Source organism: Rhizobium sp. RU33A, assembly GCF_900156055.1.
Taxonomy (GTDB): domain Bacteria; phylum Pseudomonadota; class Alphaproteobacteria; order Rhizobiales; family Rhizobiaceae; genus Allorhizobium.
Genome location: NZ_FTMQ01000001.1, coordinates 116,326 through 135,172 on the forward strand (window position 1 = coordinate 116,326; position 18,847 = coordinate 135,172).

An 18,847-nucleotide genomic window follows, 5' to 3' on the forward strand; every position below is an offset into this window, starting at 1 on the left:
GGACCTTCTTGAAGAAGGTCCGCCGGGAAGTTGTTAGCGGCGGATGCCGAGGCGCGTGATCAGGGTCGTGTAACGAGCCTCATCCTGCTTCTTGACATAGTCGAGAAGCGAACGGCGGGTCGAAACCATGGTCAGAAGGCCACGACGCGAGTGGTTGTCCTTCTTGTGACCCTTGAAGTGTTCCGTCAGGTTGGTGATACGCTCGGTCAGGATTGCGACCTGAACTTCCGGAGAACCGGTGTCGCCTTCCTTGATTGCGTATTCCTTGATGAGGGCGGCCTTGCGCTCTGCAGTGATCGACATCGTGAATCCTTTCTAGAATAAGGAGAAACAGGTCGCCAAACGCCGGGATGTCGTCCAGCATTGGCCGTGAATGCAGGCACCCGAAGGGCCAGCTGCCGCCGCCTATACTCCATTCCCTTAAGAAAGGAAAGAGCAGGCGGCGGGAAGGCTTCAGGCGAAGACGCGCCGCGGGTGAAACTCGCCGCCTGCGATCTCGCCGATCGCGATCAACTTGCCGCCGGCAAGCGCAACCGCCTCAGGCTCTGCAACGGGTGCATCGCGGCCGCGCAGGATGATCGGGTTGCCCATGCGCAACCGATGCGCCTGGTCATCGGTGATCCTGAGTTGCGGCAAGGCGGATAGCGCTTCGGCCGTATCACCGAGGAAGGCGTCGAGAGCGGCCAGCCGCTCATCCCGGTCCTCGATGGCTTCGAGCGCCACGAGCTCTGCGAGCGGCACCATCATCTCTTCGGCAAACGGGGCCACGAAGGTGCGGCGGAGCGAGGAGATATGTCCGTAGCAGCCTAGATCGCGACCGAAGTCGCGGGCCAGCGAGCGCACGTAAGTGCCTTTGCCGCATTCAACTTCGAAATGTGCCTTGTCGCCTTCGCAGTTCAGGAGCGTCAGGCGGTGGATCTCGACCTCGCGCGATGGGATCTCGACCGTCTCTCCGTCACGCGCCAGGTCATAGGCGCGCTCTCCGGCGATCTTAATCGCGGAGAACTGCGGCGGGATCTGGTTGATGGTCCCCGTATAGTTCGGCAGCAGGGCGCGAATGTCTTCCTCGGCCGGACGCTTGTCCGAGCTCTGTGTAACTTCGCCCTCGAGATCGTCCGTCGAGCGCTCTTCGCCCCAGGTGACCGTGAATTCGTAGATTTTCCGCCCGTCCATGACGTAAGGGACGGTCTTCGTCGCATCGCCGAGAGCAATCGGCAGCATGCCGGATGCGAGTGGGTCGAGCGTGCCGGCATGACCGGCCTTCTGAGCGTTGAACAGCCACTTGATCTTGCCGACGGCCTCGGTCGAGCCGAAATCCACCGGCTTGTCGAGAATGAGCCAGCCCGAAATCGGACGGCCCTTGGGCTTGCGGGGTTTGGACATCTAGGTCTTTTCTCAGTCTTGATCTTCGGCGGGGCCGAGGTCGCGCTGGACCTCCGGCGAACGCAGCAGGGCATCGATCTTCTGATAGTTGTCGAAGCTGGTGTCGTCGCGGAAACGGACTTCCGGCATGTATTTCAGCTGTCGGAGCTGGTTGCCGATCCGCCCGCGAATGAATTTCGCATGTTTGTTCAGGGCAGCGATGACAGTGTCGTGGTCGGAAACGCCAAGCGGCGCCACATAGGCGGTCGCCATCTTGAGGTCGGGCGACATGCGCACTTCCGAAACCGATATCACCGTTTTTTCGATGACATCGTCATTCACTTCGCCGCGCTGCAGAACCTGGGTGATGGCGGCACGTACCTGCTCGCCGACGCGCAGCATGCGCTGCGAAGGTGCCGAAGAGGTTGGTTTTGTCATGGTTCAAAGCCTTTCGCATGACATCCAGCGGCGCTTGCCTGCTGCGTCATGCCGTAATTGTGGTTCATCCGGTCAAGGCCGGAAGTCACGATCCCATAAACAGCGAGCGCCGGAATATCCGGCGCCCGAAAGGATCGTTGTTCGATACGCCTGAGATCAGAGCGTACGCGTGATGTGTTCCACGCGGAAGCACTCGATCGTGTCGCCCGCGCGAATGTCTTCGTAGTTCTCGAAGGCCATACCGCATTCCTGGCCCATCGGCACGTCGGCAACTTCGTCCTTGAAGCGCTTGAGCGTCTTGAGCTTGCCTTCGTGGATGACGACATTGTCGCGCAGCAGGCGGACGCCCGCACCACGCTCGACCTTGCCCTCGATGACACGGCAACCTGCGACCTTGCCGGTCTTGGTGATGTTGAACACCTCCAGGATCTCGGCATTGCCAAGGAAGGTTTCGCGACGCTCCGGAGAGAGCAGGCCCGACATCGCTGCCTTCACGTCATCCACCAGATCGTAGATGATGTTGTAGTAGCGGATCTCGATGCCGGCACGCTCTGAGGCGGTACGAGCCTGGGCGTTCGCACGGACGTTGAAGCCGATGATCGCAGCATTGGAGGCCTCGGCCAGCGAGATATCCGATTCCGTGATGGCGCCTGCGCCCGAATGGACGATACGGGCACGCACTTCGTCGGTCCCGAGCTTGTCGAGTGCTGCCACGATGGCTTCCACAGAACCCTGAACATCGCCCTTGATGACCAGCGGGAACTCCTTGAAGCCGGTGTTCTGCAGCTGGCTCATCATCTGTTCCAGCGAACCGCGCTGACCCGACTGGCGGGCGACAGCCTTGTCGCGGGCCAGACGCTGACGATACTCGGAGATCTCGCGAGCGCGGCTCTCGTTTTCGACGACGGCGAACTTGTCACCGGCAGCAGGCGTGCCCGACAGGCCGAGGATCTCGACCGGCATGGCAGGACCCGCTTCCTTGACGTGCTCACCCTTGTCGTTGACGAGGGCGCGAACGCGGCCCCACTGGTCGCCGGCAACGATGATCTGGCCAGGCTTCAGGGTGCCCTTCTGGACCAGAACCGTTGCAACGGCACCACGACCGCGGTCGAGTTGTGCTTCGATAACAGTACCTTCGGCAGTACGTGTCGGGTCAGCCTTCAGATCGAGGATTTCGGCCTGCAGCAGCACAGCTTCGAGCAGCTTGTCGAGGTTCAGCTTGTTCTTCGCCGAGACTTCGACGTCGAGCACTTCACCACCCATGGATTCCACGAAGACTTCGTGCTGCAGCAGTTGCTGACGAACCTTGTCCGGGTTTGCCTCATGCTTGTCGATCTTGTTGATCGCCACGATGATCGGAACGCCCGCAGCCTTTGCGTGGCTGATGGATTCGATCGTCTGCGGCATCACGCTATCGTCTGCTGCAACCACGAGGATCGCAATGTCGGTCGCCTGGGCGCCACGGGCACGCATCGCGGTAAACGCGGCGTGGCCGGGGGTGTCGATGAAGGTGATCTTCTGGCCGTTCTGCTCGACCTGGTAAGCACCGATATGCTGGGTAATGCCACCGGCTTCGCCCGATACGACCGAGGTCTTGCGGATGGCGTCAAGCAGCGAGGTCTTGCCGTGGTCGACGTGACCCATGATCGTGACCACGGGCGGACGCGATACCAGTTCGCCTTCGTCGTCCTTGACGTTGAAGATACCTTCTTCGACGTCGGACTCCGATACACGCTTCACGGTATGACCGAATTCGGTCGCGATGAGTTCTGCAAGGTCGGCATCGATGATGTCGCCCGGCTTCATCATCTGGCCTTCCTTCATCAGGTACTTGATGACGTCGACGGCGCGCTCGGACATGCGCTGCGACAGTTCCTGAATGGTGATGGTCTCCGGCAGAATGACCTCGCGCATGACCTTTTCACGGGTCTCCTGCATCTGGCTGCGGCGGAATTTTTCCTGGCGGCGGCGCATGGCAGACAGCGAGCGGCCACGGGCGGTGCCGTCATCCTCGACATTGGCCGTGGTAACGGTCAGCTTGCCGCGACGACGGTCTTCCTCGACCTTCGGACGAGCAGGGACCTTGGGAGCCACAGGCATGGCGACCTTGCCGCGGCCGGGGATCGTCCGCGGAGATGCACGGCCCTCGTCTTCGTCATTGGCCTTGCGTCCACGCACGAACCCGGGTGCGCCGGGTGCCGGAATGGCCGTACGGTTCACGGGGGCGGGCGCAGCAGCCACTGGCGCCACTTCGGGCTCGGCGACAACTTCGGGTTCCGGCTGCGGCTCGGGCTGTGGCTCGGCGGCGCGGCGTGCGGCCTCTTCGGCGGCCAGGCGTGCGGCTTCCTCGGCTTCGACCTTGCGGCGAGCCTCGTCGATGACGCGCTGCTTGGCTTCCTCAACTTCACGAATCTGGGCTTCGGCAAGAGCGCGGCGACGCGCTTCCATCTCGCCGGCCGACAGGTCGTGCAGAACGGCGCCACGCGGACGTTCCTGCTGGCGCTGCGGCTGCGAAGGTTGCTGGCGTTGCGGTTGCTGGGGGCGCTGCGGCTGCTGCGGGCGATGCTGCTGTGCCGGCGCTGGGCGCGCAGCTGCAACGGGTGCCGTAACCGGCGAAGGCGCCTGTGTCGGTGCCGGCGTCGGAGCTGCCGCGGCCGGCTCCGCACGAACAGGGGTGATCGGCGTAATCGGCGGCTTTTCGTCGAGCGGGCGGGTCGTGCGGCGCTTCACCGTTTCGACGACGACCGACTTCGTACGGCCGCGCCCCATGTCCTGGCGCACGGTACCCTGGCTCATCCCCGAGGGTTTCAGGGTGAGAGTCTTCTTCACGCCGATAGTCTTGTCGTCTTTGTTGTCGGTCATTCCGTTCCCGTTCCTTCGAGCGGGGCCGGATGCCGAGCATCAGGCCTCGCCGTTCACATACTGTCCTAAACCACGGAGGCCGACCTGTGCCGGTGACCGCGTCATTGTGATTTCGGGCCAGCGCCCGATACCCGCGGCGTGCCGCGGTAGGTTTCGAGCAGAGTTGCGCGCTTCACTACACCTTCACCTGCCTGCCCTGCAAGCACGCAAGCATGGATAAACGCATTCTGGCCCATCTGCTCGTCCAATTCCGCCCCGGTGAGCAGGTGAAAGGCGGGAACTTCCGCCTCTGCCCCTGTTCCAAGGTGCCAGGCCTTTCGGGCCTGGTCGATCTTTCTCACACCATCCGGCGCGGCATCCTGCGAATGGAAAACCGCGATGGCTTCTCCGCTGCGCACCGCCGCCTCGACCTTCGCCGCCCCGGTGATGAACTGGCCGGCTTTGCGCGCCATATTCATCATGCCGATCAGCTGCGCGACCAAAAGGCGCTCAACCAAGGACCCAAGTTCCGGATCCGCCTTCACATCTCGTTTCAGCGCCCTGGCGAAAAGCTTCTTCGCCACGGCCTTCTCGACGGCCTCGCGGCTGGGGCTGACCCAGCAGCCCCGGCCCGGAAGCGCCCGCTTCAAATCCGGGACAACAGTCCCGTCGGGTGCCGCCACGAAACGCAGAAGCGTCTCGGGCGATCCGCTTTCGCGGGTGACGATGCACATGCGTCCGTTCACGTCGGAGAGGTCGAAGTCGTCTTCTGCCTCTGTCGCGTCCGGCGTCTGCGCGCCCATCACGTTGCCTGCTCGGCTTCTTCGCCTTCGAGTACGCCTTCAGCTTCAACTTCGGCTTCGGCCGCGAGGTCTTCCTCGGTGATCCAGCCGGCCGCGAGACGCGCCTGCACGATCATGGCTTCAGCCTCGGCGCGCGAAATCTCGAACTTCGAGAACAGACCCTCGAACTTCTTGGTCTCGCCATCCTTGCGTTCGCTCCAGCCGACCAGGTCGTCGGCAGCGCAGCCGGCAAAATCCTCGACCGTCTTGATGCCGTCCTCGCCGAGCGCGACCATCATCTGCGAGGTCATGCCGTCGATCTGGCGCAGCTCGTCTGCCACGCCGAGTTCGCGACGCTTGGCATCCATTTCTGCCTCGATCTTCTCGAGATATTCGCGGGCGCGGGTCTGGATTTCCTGCGCCGTATCTTCGTCGAAGCCATCGATCGACGCAATTTCGTCGAGCTCGACATAGGCGACTTCTTCAACCGCAGCAAAACCTTCCGATGCCAGAACCTGGCCGACCATTTCATCAACGTCGAGCGCATCCATGAACAGGTTCGTACGCTCGTTGAATTCCTTCTGGCGGCGCTCCGATTCCTCGGCTTCCGTCATGATGTCGATATCCCAGCCGGTCAGCTGCGAGGCCAGCCGCACGTTCTGACCGCGACGGCCGATGGCGAGCGACAGCTGCTCGTCCGGAACCACGACTTCGATGCGCTCTGCATCTTCGTCGAGAACGACCTTGGCGACTTCCGCCGGCTGCAGGGCGTTGACGATGAAGGAGGCCGGATCCTGGCTCCACGGGATGATGTCGATCTTTTCACCCTGCAGTTCGCCGACAACGGCCTGAACGCGGGAACCGCGCATACCGACGCAGGCGCCGACCGGATCGATCGAGCTATCGTTCGAAATCACGGCGATCTTGGCGCGCGAACCGGGGTCACGGGCAACCGACTTGATCTGGATGATGCCGTCGTAGATCTCAGGAACTTCCATGGTGAACAGCTTCACCATAAACTGCGGATGGGTACGCGACAGGAAGATCTGCGGGCCACGCTGCTCGCGACGCACGTCGTAGACGTAGGCGCGGACGCGGTCGCCGTAGCGGAAAGCTTCGCGCGGGATCATCTCGTCACGACGGATGATGCCTTCGCCACGTCCGAGATCGACGATGACATTGCCGTATTCGACGCGCTTGACGGTGCCGTTGACGATTTCGCCGACGCGATCCTTGAATTCGTCGAACTGGCGGTCACGCTCGGCTTCGCGAACCTTCTGCACGATGACCTGTTTGGCCGACTGGGCAGCGATACGGCCGAAGTCCATCGGCGGCAGCGGATCGGCGATGAAGTCGCCGAGCTTCGCGTCGACATTACGATCGCGAGCGAGTTCGAGCGCGATCTGCGTCGCGTAGTCTTCGACCTTCTCGACCACTTCCAGAAGACGCTGCAGTCGGATCTCGCCGGTCTTGGAGTTGATGTCGGCGCGGATATTGGTTTCGCTGCCGTAGCGCGACCGGGCAGCCTTCTGGATCGCGTCGGCCATGGCGGCGAGCACGATTTCGCGGTCGATCACCTTTTCACGGGCGACGGCATCTGCGATCTGCAAGAGCTCGAGCCTGTTAGCACTGACTGCCATTGTCTTAGGTCTCCGTCTTCACGCCCGGGCATCGGCCTCGGGCTATAGGTCAAACGTTATTCTTCGCTGTCGTCTTCGTCGTTCTGGTTCGCGGCCTGCGCCTTGGCGAGCTTATCGGCTCGGAGCGCGTCACGGATCAGATCGTCCGTCAGAATCAGCTTTGCCTCGGCGAGCGTATTGAAGGGGATCACCACCTTCGGCTCTTCACCATAGGCCACCTGATCGCGCTCCAGGGTAAAGCCGTCCTGGTTCACGTCGGTAATCTTGCCGCGGAAGCGCTTGCGGTTGTCGACCAGGATGGACGTCTCGCACTTCACGATATGGCCCTGCCAGCGGCTGAAATCCGACTTGCGAACCATCGGGCGGTCGATGCCCGGCGACGACACTTCCAGATGATAGGCCTTGTCGACAGGATCCTCGACGTCGAGAACCGGGGAAACTGCCATCGATACGGCTTCGCAATCTTCGACGGTCATCGTGCCGTCGGTGCGTTCTGCCATGATCTGCAGCGTCATTCCGTTCTGGTTCATCATACGGACGCGAACCAGCTTGAAATCCATCGCGACGAGCACGGGCTCGATAATCTCTGCGATACGACGGTCAAGGCCCGTCTCGATGATGATCCGTGCTTCGCCGAGTTCCGGCTTCGGCATGTCTTCGGACAATCGTTTTACTCCCGATTGGCTGTGATCGCCAATAAAAAAGAGCGGGTCCTTTCGGGCCCACCCTTCATCTGTCGATCAAGAATTTGAAGCTCATATAGCCGACCGCCCCGGCTTTTGCAAGCTTTTCGGTGGGGGGAGAAAACAAACTTGCCATTCATGCGTTGCGCAAGGCAAGCTCACGCCGCCGCAGCTGTTCCTGAAGAAGGTTGCGGCCAGAAAAGTTTAGACATGTCGACAAACGAACGCCGCTCCCCGCTTCTGCCACTCCGCAATGAAGCCTATCGCCGGATTTGGCTCGCCAGCATCTCGTCCAATCTCGGTGGCTTGATCCAGGGTGTTGGTGCCGCCTGGATGATGGCGTCGATCTCGACTTCCGAGAATATGGTAGCGCTTGTCCAGGCTTCGAACACCGGCCCGATCATGCTGCTCTCCCTGATCGCCGGTGCCATCGCCGACAGCTTCGATCGCCGCCGGGTCATGATTGCCGCGCAGCTCTTCATGATCGTGGTCTCGGCGCTCCTGACACTGTTTGCCTTGCTCGATCTGATTACCCCATGGGCGCTGCTTGCCTTCACCTTCCTGATCGGCTGCGGAACGGCGCTCAACAACCCGTCCTGGCAGGCCTCTGTCGGCGACATCGTCCCGAGGGCGGATCTGCCGGCTGCCGTATCGCTCAACAGCATGGGCTTCAACATCACCCGCAGCGTCGGACCGGCGATTGGCGGTGCCATCGTCGCCGCCGCAGGGGCGGCAGCCGCCTTTGCGGTCAACACGCTGTCCTACTTCGCCATTACCTATGCCCTCTTCCGCTGGCAGCCGAACATTCCGAAAAGTCCGCTGCCACGCGAACATCTGGGCTCGGCAATCGGCGCCGGCCTGCGCTACGTCGCCATGTCACCCAATCTCGGCAAGGTGCTCTTCCGCGGCTTCGTCTTCGGTCTGACGGCAACCGCAATTCTCTCGCTGCTGCCGATCGTCGCGCGCGACCAATTGGCCGGCGGTCCGCTCACCTTCGGCGGCTTGCTCGGCGCCTTCGGCCTCGGCGCCATCTTCGGTGCCTTTTCCAACCAGCGTGCGCGCGAGCTCTTGTCGAGCGAGGATATCGTCCGCGCGGCCTTCGCCGGCTTTGCTGTCGCCGCCGGCGTCACGGGCATCAGCACCTCAGTCTGGATCACGGCGCTTGCCCTGATGGTCGCCGGCGCCTGCTGGGTGCTGGCGCTCTCGCTGTTCAACACCGTCGTCCAGCTTTCGGCACCCCGCTGGGTCGTGGGACGTGCGCTCTCGCTCTACCAGACTGCCACCTTCGGCGGCATGGCCACAGGCAGCTGGCTCTGGGGCAGCGTCGCTGAAAGCTACGGGTCCGACCATGCGCTGGTGGCATCCAGCCTTTTGATGATGGTCGGCGTCTTCATCGGCTTCTTCCTGCCGATGCCTGCCTTTGCCACCCTCGATCTCGATCCGCTCAACCGCTTCAACGAGCCGTCCCTGAAGCTCGACATCCGCCCGCGCAGCGGCCCGATCGTCATTCATATCGATTTCGAGATCACCGACGAGGACGTTCCGGAATTCCTGAGGATCATGGTCGAGCGCCGCCGCATTCGCCTGCGCGACGGCGCACGCAACTGGACGCTGATGCGCGATCTGGAAAACCCTGACATCTGGACGGAAACCTATCATGTGCCAACATGGGTGGACTATGTGCGCCATAACCAGCGCCGCACCAAGGCCGATGCCGAGATCACCGACCGCTTGCTGGAACTGCATCGCGGCGACAGGCCGCCCAAGGTCCACCGGATGATCGAACGTCAGGCAATCCCACCGGCTGACGACGTCTTCCACCAGTCGCACATCGATCACCACTGATGGGGGGCATCAGCGCAGCTTGGCCTTGAGGTCTGCACTCGGATAGCAGGTGGGTTTCATCCCGTTCTTGGCCTGCCATTCGCCAAGCGAACGCCGCGTCTTGAAGCCGGGCAGGCCATCCACCTTGCCGACATCGTAACCTTGCGCCACCAGCGCCTGCTGCATGGCGAGCACATCCGAGCGCAGCATCTTGCCGACATCGCCCCACGGCGCCCTGAACGCGCCGCCACCGCTCGCGATCCGGTCGGCGAGATTGCCGATGAACAGCGCGTATAGATCGGAATTGTTGTATTCCTTGAGCACATAGAAATTCGGCGTCACCAGGAATTCCGGACCATATGTCCCGGCCGGCACCAGCATCATCGCCGGCTGAGACGCCTCCGACGAAGGGAATGCCCGGCCGGAAATCCGGGTAAGCCCGCCGCTTGCCCAGGCCGACACCGCCTTTGCCCTGTCAGGACCCTCCTGTGCGCAGGAGACGCCATCGGGAATGGTGATCTCGTAGCCCCAGTCGCGACCCTTCTGCCAGCCGCTCTTGACCAGATAGTTGGCTATGGATGCCAGCGTATCCGGCACTGAATTCCAGATGTCGCGCTTGCCGTCGCCGTCGAAATCGACGGCGTATTTCAGGTAGCTTCCCGGCATGAACTGCGGCTGCCCCAAAGCCCCCGCCCAGGAGCCCATAAGTCTGTTGGCAGTCACATCCCCGCTTTCGACGATATGCAGCGCCGAAATCAGCTCCTGCTGAAACATCGGTTTGCGCGTCGACATGAAGGCCTTGGTCGCCAGCACATCGATGGCCGGATGCGGCAGCTTCGCACGACCATAGCCGGACTCGCGCCCCCAGATGGCGACAATGATCGAACCCGGAACGCCATAGGTCGCCTCGACCTTGCGCAGTGTTCCCGCATGCTGACTTGCCAGGGTCCGACCGGTCGCGGCCAGTCCCTGCAGACGCTTCTCGTTGAAATAGGATGCCGGAGAACTGAACTCCGCCTGGCTCTGGGTCCGTTCCTTCGGCGGCGCAGTGCCCGGAGGCACGAGATCCGGCAGATCCCAGTTTAACTGGACGTTCTGAAGCGTCCGGTCGAAGATCTCTTTGCTGATCCCGCCTTCTTGAGCGGCGCGCCAAAGGTCGCTGGCGATCCACTGCCGGAACTGTGCCTCGACGGCGCTGCGCGACGCGGCGGCGGCCGACGAGGCGAAACTCCCGGCCAGAACCAGTGAAGCGGTGGTCATCAGCCACTTAAGTGGCTTGCGGGAGCGTGCCATCGGTTCTTCCTCGCGGTCAGATAATGGTCCGGGCCCTGATCGCCGCAGACAGTGTTCCCTCGTCCAGATAATCGAGTTCGCCCCCGACAGGCACACCATGGGCAAGCCGCGTGATCTTCACGTCGAGCCCTATCAGATGGTCGGTTATATAGTGTGCTGTGGTCTGCCCCTCGACGGTGGCATTAACTGCTATGATGATCTCGCGGACCCCGCCTTTCGCCACCCGGTCGATCAGCCCCTTGATGTTGAGATCGTCAGGCCCGATGCCATCGAGCGGCGACAGCGTGCCGCCCAGCACATGATAGGCCGCATTCATCGCGCCGGCCCGCTCCAGCGCCCAGAGGTCGGAGACATCCTCGACGACGATGATGACGGACTGGTCGCGAGCCACGTCGGTGCAGACGGTGCAGGGGTCGATCGTGTCGACATTGCCGCAGCAGGAGCAGATCTTCACCTTGTCATAGGCCTCGCCCATGGCGTGACCCAAGGGGCCGAGAAGCTGATCCTTCTTCTTGATCAGGTGCAGCGCAGCACGTCGTGCCGAGCGTGGTCCAAGCCCCGGGACTTTCGCCAGGAGTTGGATGAGTTTCTCGATTTCGGGGCCGGTGACTCGTTTTGCCATGGCGGCGTTTCTAGCCCATATAGACGCCAAACGGAATCGCCGAAGGAGCGCTCCAGATGAAAATCCTCGCCGTCTGCCTGGGTCGACCCGAGATCCTGCCGGGGAAGAAATACAAGACCGGCATCAACAAGCTGGCCATCCAGGGTCCGATCATGGTCGATGCCGAAGGCCTCGTCGGCGACGCGATCCTCAACCGCAAGCACCACGGCGGCGTCGATCAGGCCGTCTATATCGAGGGCTCCATCGATCTCGACTGGTGGCAGGCCGAACTCGGCCGCGACCTCCCCTATGGCACCTTCGGCGAGAATCTGGTGATCGAGGGGCTGGAAAGCGCCATGTTGGCGGCCGGTGACAGGCTTGCGATCGGCGAGGTCTTGCTGGAAGTCACCTCTGCCCGCATCCCGTGCGCGACCTTTGCCGCCAAGATGGGCGAGCCCACCTTCGTCAAGCGCTACACCCGCGCCGCCCGCCCGGGCGCCTATGCCCGAGTGCTGCAAGGCGGCATGGTCAAGGCCGGCCAAGCCGTCGAATTCACGCCCTGGGTCGGCGACCGCGTCACCATGCGCGAGATGATGGCGACCTTTGGCCGCAAGCTGAGCGAGACCGATCGCGCCCGCTACATGGCGGCTCCCGTCCACTACAAGGTTCGCGACGCGATCAGCGCAGGCGAGATGTGAGCCTCCGCCAAAGGTCGTAAAGCCGTCCGGCTTTACCCGCCCCATACTTCTCGCCATCATGCCGCCCGCATGGAGGAGCGATGGACCCGAGGAGAATAGAGCTGACTGCAGCCGATGGCGTGCTGCTAATCGGTCACTGGTGGCGATCCGCTGACGGAGCGCCTATCGGAACCGTGATCATCAATCCGGCAACTGGCGTCCTGGCCCGCTATTACCACCGATACGCCGCCTACCTCGCGGCAAACGGCTTTTCCGTCCTCACCTATGATTACCGCGGCATCGGACTGTCTCGACCGGAAAACCTTGAAGGATCGACCTTCACCTGGCGCCAATGGGGCGAGAAGGATTTCGATGTAGCCCTCCGCCAAGCGCTGCAGGAGGACAAGACGGGACGCGTTCTTGTCGTTGGCCACAGCATCGGCGGCTTCCTGCCGGGCTATTCGCCGGCGGTCGGGCGCGTCTCGGCCATGCTTTCGGTCGGCGGGCAATACGGCTATTGGGGGGACTATCTGCCAGCACGACGCCTGCCGCTCTTTTTGAAATGGCATGTCGCAATGCCCGCCATCACCCTTGCACTCGGCCATTTTCCCGGCAAGCGCCTGGGTTGGCTGGAGGATCTGCCGAAAGGGGTCGCCTATGGCTGGGGGCTGCAGCAGGGCAGAGCGGAACAGGGCCTGTCGCGAGAGGCGGCCGAAGTCATGCGCGATCGGTTCGCCACCGCAACCTGCCCGATCCTCAGTGTCGCCATGTCGGATGACGAGATCGCGACGCCGAAAGCAATAGATCGTGCCATGCGCTATTATCGCCGCGCGCCGGTGGCCAAGGTGCTGCTCGCACCACAAGACCTCGGTTTTGACCGTATCGGTCACTTCGATCTCTTCCACGCCCGCCATGAATGTGGCTTCTGGCGCCACACCCTCGCGTTTCTGCACGAGGGGGAAAACCCGTGGAATGATCGGGTCTATCCCTGACAGACCCGATCACCTTCTCGAGCAGAATGAACTGCTTGATCAGAACGGGAACTTCATGCCCGGCGGCAGTGGAATGCCGGCGGTCAGCGCCGTCATCTTTTCCTGCGCCTGGGCTTCGCCCTTGTCCTTGGCATCCTTGTGGGCGGCAACGATCAGATCTTCCAGGATCTCGACATCGTCTTCCTTGAACAGCGACGGATCGATCTTGATGCTGCGCATCTCGCCCTTGCCGCTGAGGACAACGGTCACCATGCCGCCGCCGGACTTGCCCTCGATTTCGAGTGCAGCAATCTCTTCCTGCATCTTTTCCATCTTGGACTGCATTTCCTTGACCTTGCCCATCATGCCCATGATGTCGCGCATCGTCTTCTCCTTGGATTGTTGTCGTGTTCTGCGAGAAGGGCGTCAGCCCTAGAATTCGATGTCGTCGCCCGGCAGGATGTCGCCTTCAGCCGATTCCGCCACAGCCGGCGGTGTAGCCACGATGTCGTCGTCCTCGATCGCAGCTGCCTTGATCCGGACGTCGGTCACCTTGGCGCCGGGAAAGCGTGCGAGGATCGCGGCGACATCAGGGTCCTGCCGGGCATCGACCAGCCGCGCTTCGCGGGTCGTCTTCTCGACTTCGACCAGTGTCGGTGCGCCCGCCTCGTTGGACAGCGTCACCCACCAGTTGACGCCGGTCCATTCGCTGAGCTTCATCTTCAACTCGTTGACGATGCCAGGCGGGCATTGCGATTCCAGACGAATTTCCAGCCGGCCCGGCTCGATCTTCACGAGATGCACGAACTGGCGCAACTGGGCCCTAAGCACCGGCGCACGGTTCTTGGTGCAGAGATCGGCGATATCGTCCAGCGTCTCGACGCGGATGCCTGGAGCCAGTGATTCCTCGACCTTGGTTTCGCGGCGCTCCATGCCCTGAGGCAGCGCGTCGCCAGCCGGCACGCTCTGCAGATGGGCAACGGGCTGGCTCATCGCCGGGCGTGGGGCGCTATCCTGCGGTGCTTGAGAAACGGCCTGCACGCGCATCGCCATTGAGGCCCCACCGCCGCCGCCATTCGGCCGCGGCGCAGAAGGCGCGCGATCTCCGCCACCTTCGCCATTGGAGAGTTCAAGCAGGCGTCGCGCAGCATCTTCGGGCGAGGGCAGATGGGCGGCATGCGCCAGCCGTATCAGCACCATCTCGGCGGCACCTGCCGGTCGCGACGAGGCCTCAGCTTCGGGAATGCCCTTGAGCAGCATCTGCCACATGCGCGACAGCGTCGTCACCGCCACGCTGTCAGCAAGTTCGGCCCCTCGCACGCGCTCGACTTCGGAAAGCGAGGGATCCTGCGACGCAGAGGGAATGTATTTGAGCCGGGTCACCAGATGGGTGAAGTCAGCAAGATCGGTCAGCACCACGGTCGGGTTGGCACCCGCCTCATACTGGCTGCCGAATTCGGAAAGGGCTGCCGCTACGTCACCGCGCACGATATGGTCGAAAAGGTCGACGATACGGGCCCGGTCGGCGAGGCCCAGCATGGCGCGCACGGCATCGGCATGCACGACGCCACTGCCATGGGCGATCGCCTGATCAAGCAGCGACAGACCGTCACGCGCCGAGCCTTCGGCGGCGCGCGCGATCATCGAAAGCGCATCTTCGTCCGCCTCGATACCTTCCTTCGACGCAATGGTCGAGAACAGGCCGACCAGATCGCCAGCACTGATGCGGCGCAGGTCGAACCTCTGGCAGCGGGAGAGAACAGTGATCGGAACCTTGCGGATTTCGGTCGTCGCAAAGATGAACTTCACATGCTCCGGGGGCTCTTCGAGCGTCTTCAACAGCCCGTTGAAGGCCGCCGTCGACAGCATGTGCACTTCGTCGATGATGTAGACCTTGTAGCGCGCCGACACTGGGCGATAGCGCACCTGCTCGATGATCTCTCTGATGTCGTCGATACCGGTATGCGAGGCCGCATCCATCTCGATCACGTCGACATGCCGGCCTTCCATGATTGCCTGGCAATGTTCACCGGGGATGCGCAGGTCGATCGTCGGCTTGTCGATCTCAGCTGTCTTGTAGTTCAGAGCGCGCGCCAGAATGCGGGCCGTGGTCGTCTTGCCCACGCCGCGCACGCCGGTCAGCATATAGGCCTGGGCGATGCGGCCGGTCTCGAACGCATTAGTCAGCGTCCGCACCATCGGCTCCTGGCCGACCATCAGGTCCGTGAAATCCTTGGGGCGGTATTTGCGGGCGAGAACGCGGTAGCCGCCGGGGGCGGTCTTGGCTTCTGCAGTGGGCTCTAAATCGCTCATCGCGCTGCCAGCTTCCCCGTCTGCCCGCGCCCGGGCATGGCACGGCCCGTGCTGAAAACAGGGGCCGGAAATGAAGATGAGGTGGGAGGCTGGCACGATGACCCGTGCCGTGCTCGTTGGGGCTGCTTCCTTCCGGACCTGACCCGGTTGGCGAGTGGCTCGTCCACCACCAACCTCCCAAGGAGACATATCGGCAATAACGTCGCCAAATGCAAGCCAAGCCAAAAAAAAACTGCTAGTCTCGCAGAAAACAAGAGGGAGAAAACGCCTTGCAGCCATTCGTCCTGGATGATCGCCTCGCGAGGGATAGCGAGTCGATCCTGAAGCTCGGCCTCTGCGACCTGCGGCTGGCAAGGGACAGCCGCTGGCCCTGGCTGATTCTCGTGCCGCAACGTCCTGAAGTCTCGGAGATCTTCGACCTGACCCCGCTCGATCAGGCGGTCCTGACATTCGAGCAGGTGACGGTCGGGACGGCGCTGAAGAAGGTGACTGGTGCCGAGAAGATCAATATCGCCGCCATCGGCAATATCGTGCGCCAGCTTCACGTCCATGTCGTCGCACGCAACGAAAATGACCCAAATTGGCCCGGCCCGATCTGGGGTTATGGCCAGTCTGTCCCGTATGAGGAAAAGGCCTTCGAGGCCATGAAGCACAGGATCCTTGAAGCATTCCAATGAAGAATTCCATTTTCCTCAACCGTGCCCCCCATCTTGAACCCAGCGAACTCACGGCCTTTTCCGGCAACAGGCTTGACCGCAACAGTGAACATCGCGACGAAACCTCGCTTGAAACAGCACTGAAGGTCGAGGGCATGCACATCCTCGCCTTTTCCGGTACTCAGCTTGTCTTGAAGCATGATGGCCAGGTTCTCGATCCGCTCTTTGCCCCTTACGAACTTGCAGAGCTCGAACCGAATTTCGACGACGCGATCCTGCTCGGCCACCAGGCCTCTGGCGAGCCGCGCCTCGCTGTGCCCGTCAGCGTCACGCCGGAAGCGCTCGCCGCCCATTACAAGCCGGCCGATCCCCGTGCACTCTTCCGCGACGCATTGATCGGCGACGAACTTCTCGGCGAAGTCGCCCAGGCGCTTAGCTTGTTGCATTGGAATGCCGACAACCGCTTCTGCGGTCGCTGCGGCCGCACGATGGAAACCCTTATCGGCGGCTACAAGCGCAAATGCACCGCCTGCAGCCACGAAATCTTCCCGCGCACCGATCCGGTCGCCATCATGCTGGTCGTGGATGAAAAGCAGGATCGATGCCTGATGGGCCGCAGCCCACGCTTTCCGGCAGGCATGTATTCCTCGCTTGCCGGTTTCGTTGAGCCGGGCGAAACGATCGAAAACGCCGTCCGGCGCGAAACACGCGAGGAATCCGGCATCACCGTCGGTCGCGTCCGCTACCACGCCTCGCAGCCTTGGCCGATGCCGCATCAGCTGATGATCGGCTGCTATGGCGAGGCGACGAATTTCGACATCACCTTCGATACCGCTGAACTCGAAGACTGCCGCTGGTTCACCCGCGACGAGATTGGCCGGATGCTGTCAGAGGGTTCAGCCGATGGCAGGACCCTGCCGATCCAAGGCACGATCGCCCGTCGTCTGATCGAGGATTGGTACGAGTGGCGGCACTGAGCGATTCCAGCAAAAGTGCGGAGCGGTTCTGCGTAAGGAATTGCGCGAAAACAAAATAGAGCGTTCAAGCGCTCCTTTTCGCCGGAATGCTCTATGCCGCCACCCTTTTGATCAGAGCTTGCCGCGCATTTCATGCGCCTTGTAGACGCCGAGAATGCGCACCTTCTCGGAGAAGAAGCGCAGCTCTTCCAGCGCACGCCGGACAGGCGCATCGTCCGGATGCCCCTCGATATCGGCATAGAACTGGGTCGCCGTGAACTTGCCGCCGATCTGGTAGCTTTCCAGCTTGGTCATGTTCACCCCGTTCGTCGCAAACCCGCCCATGGCCTTGTAGAGGGCAGCTGGAATGTTGCGCACGTTGAACACGAAGGTGGTGATGAACTGCTCGTCGGCGGACGAACGCTTCTGGTCGTCCTCGTCGCGCGCCAGCACTACGAAGCGGGTCACGTTGTTTTCCGAATCCTCGACATTTTCAGCGATGATGTCGAGGCCGTAGAGCGGAGCCGCGAGCCGGGGAGCCAGCGCCGCCATCGTGCGGTCGCCTTTCTCTGAAACGAGTTTGGCAGCCCCGGCCGTATCGCCGGCGACCACGGCCTTCCAGCCATGGCTGCGAATGATCTTGCGGCATTGGCCGAGCGCATGGATATGGCTGTGCACCGTGCGGATCTCGTCGAGCTTCACGCCAGGCAATACCATCAGCTGGAAGCGGATCGGCATGAAATATTCGCCGACGATATGCAGGCGCGACAGTGGCAGCAGGTAATGGATGTCGGCGACGCGACCGGCGAGCGTATTTTCGATCGGGATCATCGCCAGATCCACTTCTCCCGTCTCCAGCGCCACGAAGGCGTCCTCGAAGGTCGGGCAGGGCAGGGGCTCCATGTTGGGGAACATGTCGCGGCAGGCCATGTCGGAATTGGCGCCGTAGTCGCCCTGGAAGGAAATCTTGTTCGTCGGTGCCAAGGGATCAGTGTCCTGCGTTTGAGGAGGATGCGGAAAGGATGCGGCGTGCTTTTTCGAGGTCTGCGGGCGTGTCGACGCCGAGCGGCACGGTTTTCACGATTTGGGCATCGATCCGCATACCCGCTTCCAGCGCCCTGAGCTGTTCGAGCGATTCCCGCCTTTCGAGCGTGGATGGACGCAAAGTAACGAAGCGCTCGAGCGCGGCGCGCCGATAGGCGTAGAGCCCGATATGGTGGTAGAGCGGGCCGGCACCGTAGGGCGCGGTGGCACGCGTGAAATAGAGTGCCCGCAACCTGTCCTCGGAAAGCGGCGAGCCGATCACCTTTACCACGTTCGGGTTCGTCTTCTCCTGCTCGTCCTCGATTTCGACGGTGAGCGTTGCGATGTCGACTGCAGGATCTTCCAGTGGCTCAAGTGCCGCGCGGATGGTTTGCGCATCGATCGTTGGCAAATCGCCTTGAACGTTGATGACGATCTCGGCCATGCCATCGGGGTCTACCTTCGTCAGCGCCTCAAAAATGCGGTCGGAACCGGACTGGTGATCACCACGGGTCATGACCACTTCGAACCCTGCTGCCCTGACGGCATCGAAGACCCCCTGGTCGTCGACGGCGACGATGATTCGCCCGACCTCTGCCTCCTGAGCCCGCTTCGCGACCTGCACGATCATCGGCAGACCTGCGATATCGGCCAGCGGCTTGTCCGGAAGACGGGTCGACGCCATGCGTGCCGGGATCAGGATCAGGGTTTTGGCAGTTCCGCCTTCATTCATGTCCATAACCCCTTCAAATCACCATACAGAAGTGTCAAATAGTCCCAGCCGCGG

Annotated in this window: 18 protein-coding genes and 1 other RNA gene; 5 read left to right on the forward strand and 14 right to left on the reverse strand. The window is 62.1% G+C overall.

What is annotated here, in order from left to right; translation table 11 throughout:
- Positions 1 to 33: 33 nt before the first annotated feature.
- From rpsO to rimP, 7 genes are all read right to left on the reverse strand, one after another.
- A complete protein-coding gene (gene rpsO / locus BW978_RS00550; protein ID WP_006725260.1) occupies positions 34 to 303 on the reverse strand; it encodes a 30S ribosomal protein S15 in 270 nt (89 codons plus the stop codon).
- A gap of 150 nt (positions 304 to 453) precedes the next feature.
- Complete coding sequence (gene truB / locus BW978_RS00555; protein ID WP_076391267.1) at positions 454 to 1,383, reverse strand: tRNA pseudouridine(55) synthase TruB; 930 nt, start codon at positions 1,381 to 1,383, stop codon at positions 454 to 456.
- Between the two features lie 12 nt (positions 1,384 to 1,395).
- Positions 1,396 to 1,800 (reverse strand): 30S ribosome-binding factor RbfA, encoded by a 405-nt coding sequence (rbfA, locus tag BW978_RS00560; protein ID WP_076391269.1) that lies wholly within the window; start codon positions 1,798 to 1,800, stop codon positions 1,396 to 1,398.
- Between the two features lie 156 nt (positions 1,801 to 1,956).
- Positions 1,957 to 4,662 (reverse strand): translation initiation factor IF-2, encoded by a 2,706-nt coding sequence (infB, locus tag BW978_RS00565; protein ID WP_076391271.1) that lies wholly within the window; start codon positions 4,660 to 4,662, stop codon positions 1,957 to 1,959.
- A gap of 101 nt (positions 4,663 to 4,763) precedes the next feature.
- Positions 4,764 to 5,444 carry an RNA-binding protein gene (locus BW978_RS00570; protein WP_076391273.1) on the reverse strand — a complete coding sequence of 227 codons (681 nt, stop codon included), beginning with the start codon at positions 5,442 to 5,444 and terminating at the stop codon, positions 4,764 to 4,766.
- Positions 5,444 to 7,063 carry a transcription termination factor NusA gene (gene nusA, locus BW978_RS00575; RefSeq protein WP_076391275.1) on the reverse strand — a complete coding sequence of 540 codons (1,620 nt, stop codon included), beginning with the start codon at positions 7,061 to 7,063 and terminating at the stop codon, positions 5,444 to 5,446. Before nusA ends, BW978_RS00570 begins: the two co-directional genes overlap by 1 nt.
- 56 nt (positions 7,064 to 7,119) lie before the next feature.
- Entirely contained in the window at positions 7,120 to 7,716 is a 597-nt protein-coding gene (rimP, locus tag BW978_RS00580; RefSeq protein ID WP_069043975.1) for a ribosome maturation factor RimP, read from the reverse strand.
- Positions 7,717 to 7,956: 240 nt separating this feature from the next.
- On the opposite strand from rimP, the gene BW978_RS00585 reads away from it, so the two are divergent.
- The gene (locus tag BW978_RS00585; protein WP_076391277.1) at positions 7,957 to 9,591 is read left to right on the forward strand and encodes an MFS transporter; all 1,635 of its coding nucleotides are present in this window, start codon (positions 7,957 to 7,959) and stop codon (positions 9,589 to 9,591) included.
- Positions 9,592 to 9,600: 9 nt separating this feature from the next.
- On the opposite strand, the gene BW978_RS00590 is transcribed toward BW978_RS00585, so the two are convergent.
- A complete protein-coding gene (locus BW978_RS00590) occupies positions 9,601 to 10,830 on the reverse strand; it encodes a lytic murein transglycosylase (RefSeq protein WP_175616850.1) in 1,230 nt (409 codons plus the stop codon).
- 49 nt (positions 10,831 to 10,879) lie between these two features.
- Positions 10,880 to 11,485 (reverse strand): recombination mediator RecR, encoded by a 606-nt coding sequence (gene recR / locus BW978_RS00595; RefSeq protein ID WP_076391279.1) that lies wholly within the window; start codon positions 11,483 to 11,485, stop codon positions 10,880 to 10,882.
- A 56-nt stretch (positions 11,486 to 11,541) separates the two neighbouring features.
- Here recR and BW978_RS00600 point away from each other — a divergent pair, with 56 nt between their 5' ends.
- Both BW978_RS00600 and BW978_RS00605 read left to right on the forward strand, forming a co-directional pair.
- Complete coding sequence (locus tag BW978_RS00600) at positions 11,542 to 12,162, forward strand: MOSC domain-containing protein (protein WP_076391281.1); 621 nt, start codon at positions 11,542 to 11,544, stop codon at positions 12,160 to 12,162.
- A gap of 80 nt (positions 12,163 to 12,242) precedes the next feature.
- Complete coding sequence (locus BW978_RS00605) at positions 12,243 to 13,133, forward strand: alpha/beta hydrolase family protein (protein WP_076391283.1); 891 nt, start codon at positions 12,243 to 12,245, stop codon at positions 13,131 to 13,133.
- A gap of 39 nt (positions 13,134 to 13,172) precedes the next feature.
- Here the strand turns inward: BW978_RS00605 and BW978_RS00610 are convergent, their stop codons facing one another.
- The 3 genes from BW978_RS00610 to ffs form a co-directional block, all read right to left on the reverse strand.
- Complete coding sequence (locus tag BW978_RS00610) at positions 13,173 to 13,496, reverse strand: YbaB/EbfC family nucleoid-associated protein (protein ID WP_076391285.1); 324 nt, start codon at positions 13,494 to 13,496, stop codon at positions 13,173 to 13,175.
- A 48-nt stretch (positions 13,497 to 13,544) separates the two neighbouring features.
- Entirely contained in the window at positions 13,545 to 15,425 is a 1,881-nt protein-coding gene (locus BW978_RS00615; RefSeq protein ID WP_076391287.1) for a DNA polymerase III subunit gamma/tau, read from the reverse strand.
- 81 nt (positions 15,426 to 15,506) lie between these two features.
- Positions 15,507 to 15,603, reverse strand: an RNA gene (gene ffs / locus BW978_RS00620) — signal recognition particle sRNA small type.
- A gap of 91 nt (positions 15,604 to 15,694) precedes the next feature.
- Between ffs and BW978_RS00625 the strand changes: the two genes are divergently transcribed.
- A complete protein-coding gene (locus tag BW978_RS00625; protein ID WP_076391289.1) occupies positions 15,695 to 16,102 on the forward strand; it encodes an HIT family protein in 408 nt (135 codons plus the stop codon).
- Positions 16,099 to 17,058, forward strand: coding sequence for an NAD(+) diphosphatase (gene nudC, locus BW978_RS00630; RefSeq protein ID WP_076391291.1), 960 nt, complete (start codon positions 16,099 to 16,101; stop codon positions 17,056 to 17,058). The genes BW978_RS00625 and nudC overlap by 4 nt, the downstream gene beginning before the upstream one ends.
- A gap of 111 nt (positions 17,059 to 17,169) precedes the next feature.
- On the opposite strand, the gene BW978_RS00635 is transcribed toward nudC, so the two are convergent.
- Positions 17,170 to 18,021 carry a prephenate dehydratase gene (locus BW978_RS00635; RefSeq protein WP_076391293.1) on the reverse strand — a complete coding sequence of 284 codons (852 nt, stop codon included), beginning with the start codon at positions 18,019 to 18,021 and terminating at the stop codon, positions 17,170 to 17,172.
- A gap of 4 nt (positions 18,022 to 18,025) precedes the next feature.
- Positions 18,026 to 18,793 carry a 3-deoxy-manno-octulosonate cytidylyltransferase gene (locus BW978_RS00640; protein WP_076393074.1) on the reverse strand — a complete coding sequence of 256 codons (768 nt, stop codon included), beginning with the start codon at positions 18,791 to 18,793 and terminating at the stop codon, positions 18,026 to 18,028.
- Between the last annotated feature and the right edge of the window lie 54 nt (positions 18,794 to 18,847).

Coding starts and splice junctions, on each gene's coding strand:
- BW978_RS00610 (WP_076391285.1), bottom strand. CDS start 13,496: ATGCGCGACATCATGGGCATGATGGGCAAGGTCAAGGAAATGCAGTCC.
- BW978_RS00640 (WP_076393074.1), bottom strand. CDS start 18,793: ATGAATGAAGGCGGAACTGCCAAAACCCTGATCCTGATCCCGGCACGC.
- BW978_RS00585 (WP_076391277.1), top strand. CDS start 7,957: ATGTCGACAAACGAACGCCGCTCCCCGCTTCTGCCACTCCGCAATGAA.
- BW978_RS00590 (WP_175616850.1), bottom strand. CDS start 10,830: ATGACCACCGCTTCACTGGTTCTGGCCGGGAGTTTCGCCTCGTCGGCC.
- BW978_RS00615 (WP_076391287.1), bottom strand. CDS start 15,425: ATGAGCGATTTAGAGCCCACTGCAGAAGCCAAGACCGCCCCCGGCGGC.
- rimP (WP_069043975.1), bottom strand. CDS start 7,716: ATGCCGAAGCCGGAACTCGGCGAAGCACGGATCATCATCGAGACGGGC.
- nudC (WP_076391291.1), top strand. CDS start 16,099: ATGAAGAATTCCATTTTCCTCAACCGTGCCCCCCATCTTGAACCCAGC.
- truB (WP_076391267.1), bottom strand. CDS start 1,383: ATGTCCAAACCCCGCAAGCCCAAGGGCCGTCCGATTTCGGGCTGGCTC.
- infB (WP_076391271.1), bottom strand. CDS start 4,662: ATGACCGACAACAAAGACGACAAGACTATCGGCGTGAAGAAGACTCTC.
- BW978_RS00570 (WP_076391273.1), bottom strand. CDS start 5,444: ATGGGCGCGCAGACGCCGGACGCGACAGAGGCAGAAGACGACTTCGAC.
- recR (WP_076391279.1), bottom strand. CDS start 11,485: ATGGCAAAACGAGTCACCGGCCCCGAAATCGAGAAACTCATCCAACTC.
- rbfA (WP_076391269.1), bottom strand. CDS start 1,800: ATGACAAAACCAACCTCTTCGGCACCTTCGCAGCGCATGCTGCGCGTC.
- nusA (WP_076391275.1), bottom strand. CDS start 7,063: ATGGCAGTCAGTGCTAACAGGCTCGAGCTCTTGCAGATCGCAGATGCC.
- BW978_RS00600 (WP_076391281.1), top strand. CDS start 11,542: ATGAAAATCCTCGCCGTCTGCCTGGGTCGACCCGAGATCCTGCCGGGG.
- BW978_RS00605 (WP_076391283.1), top strand. CDS start 12,243: ATGGACCCGAGGAGAATAGAGCTGACTGCAGCCGATGGCGTGCTGCTA.
- rpsO (WP_006725260.1), bottom strand. CDS start 303: ATGTCGATCACTGCAGAGCGCAAGGCCGCCCTCATCAAGGAATACGCA.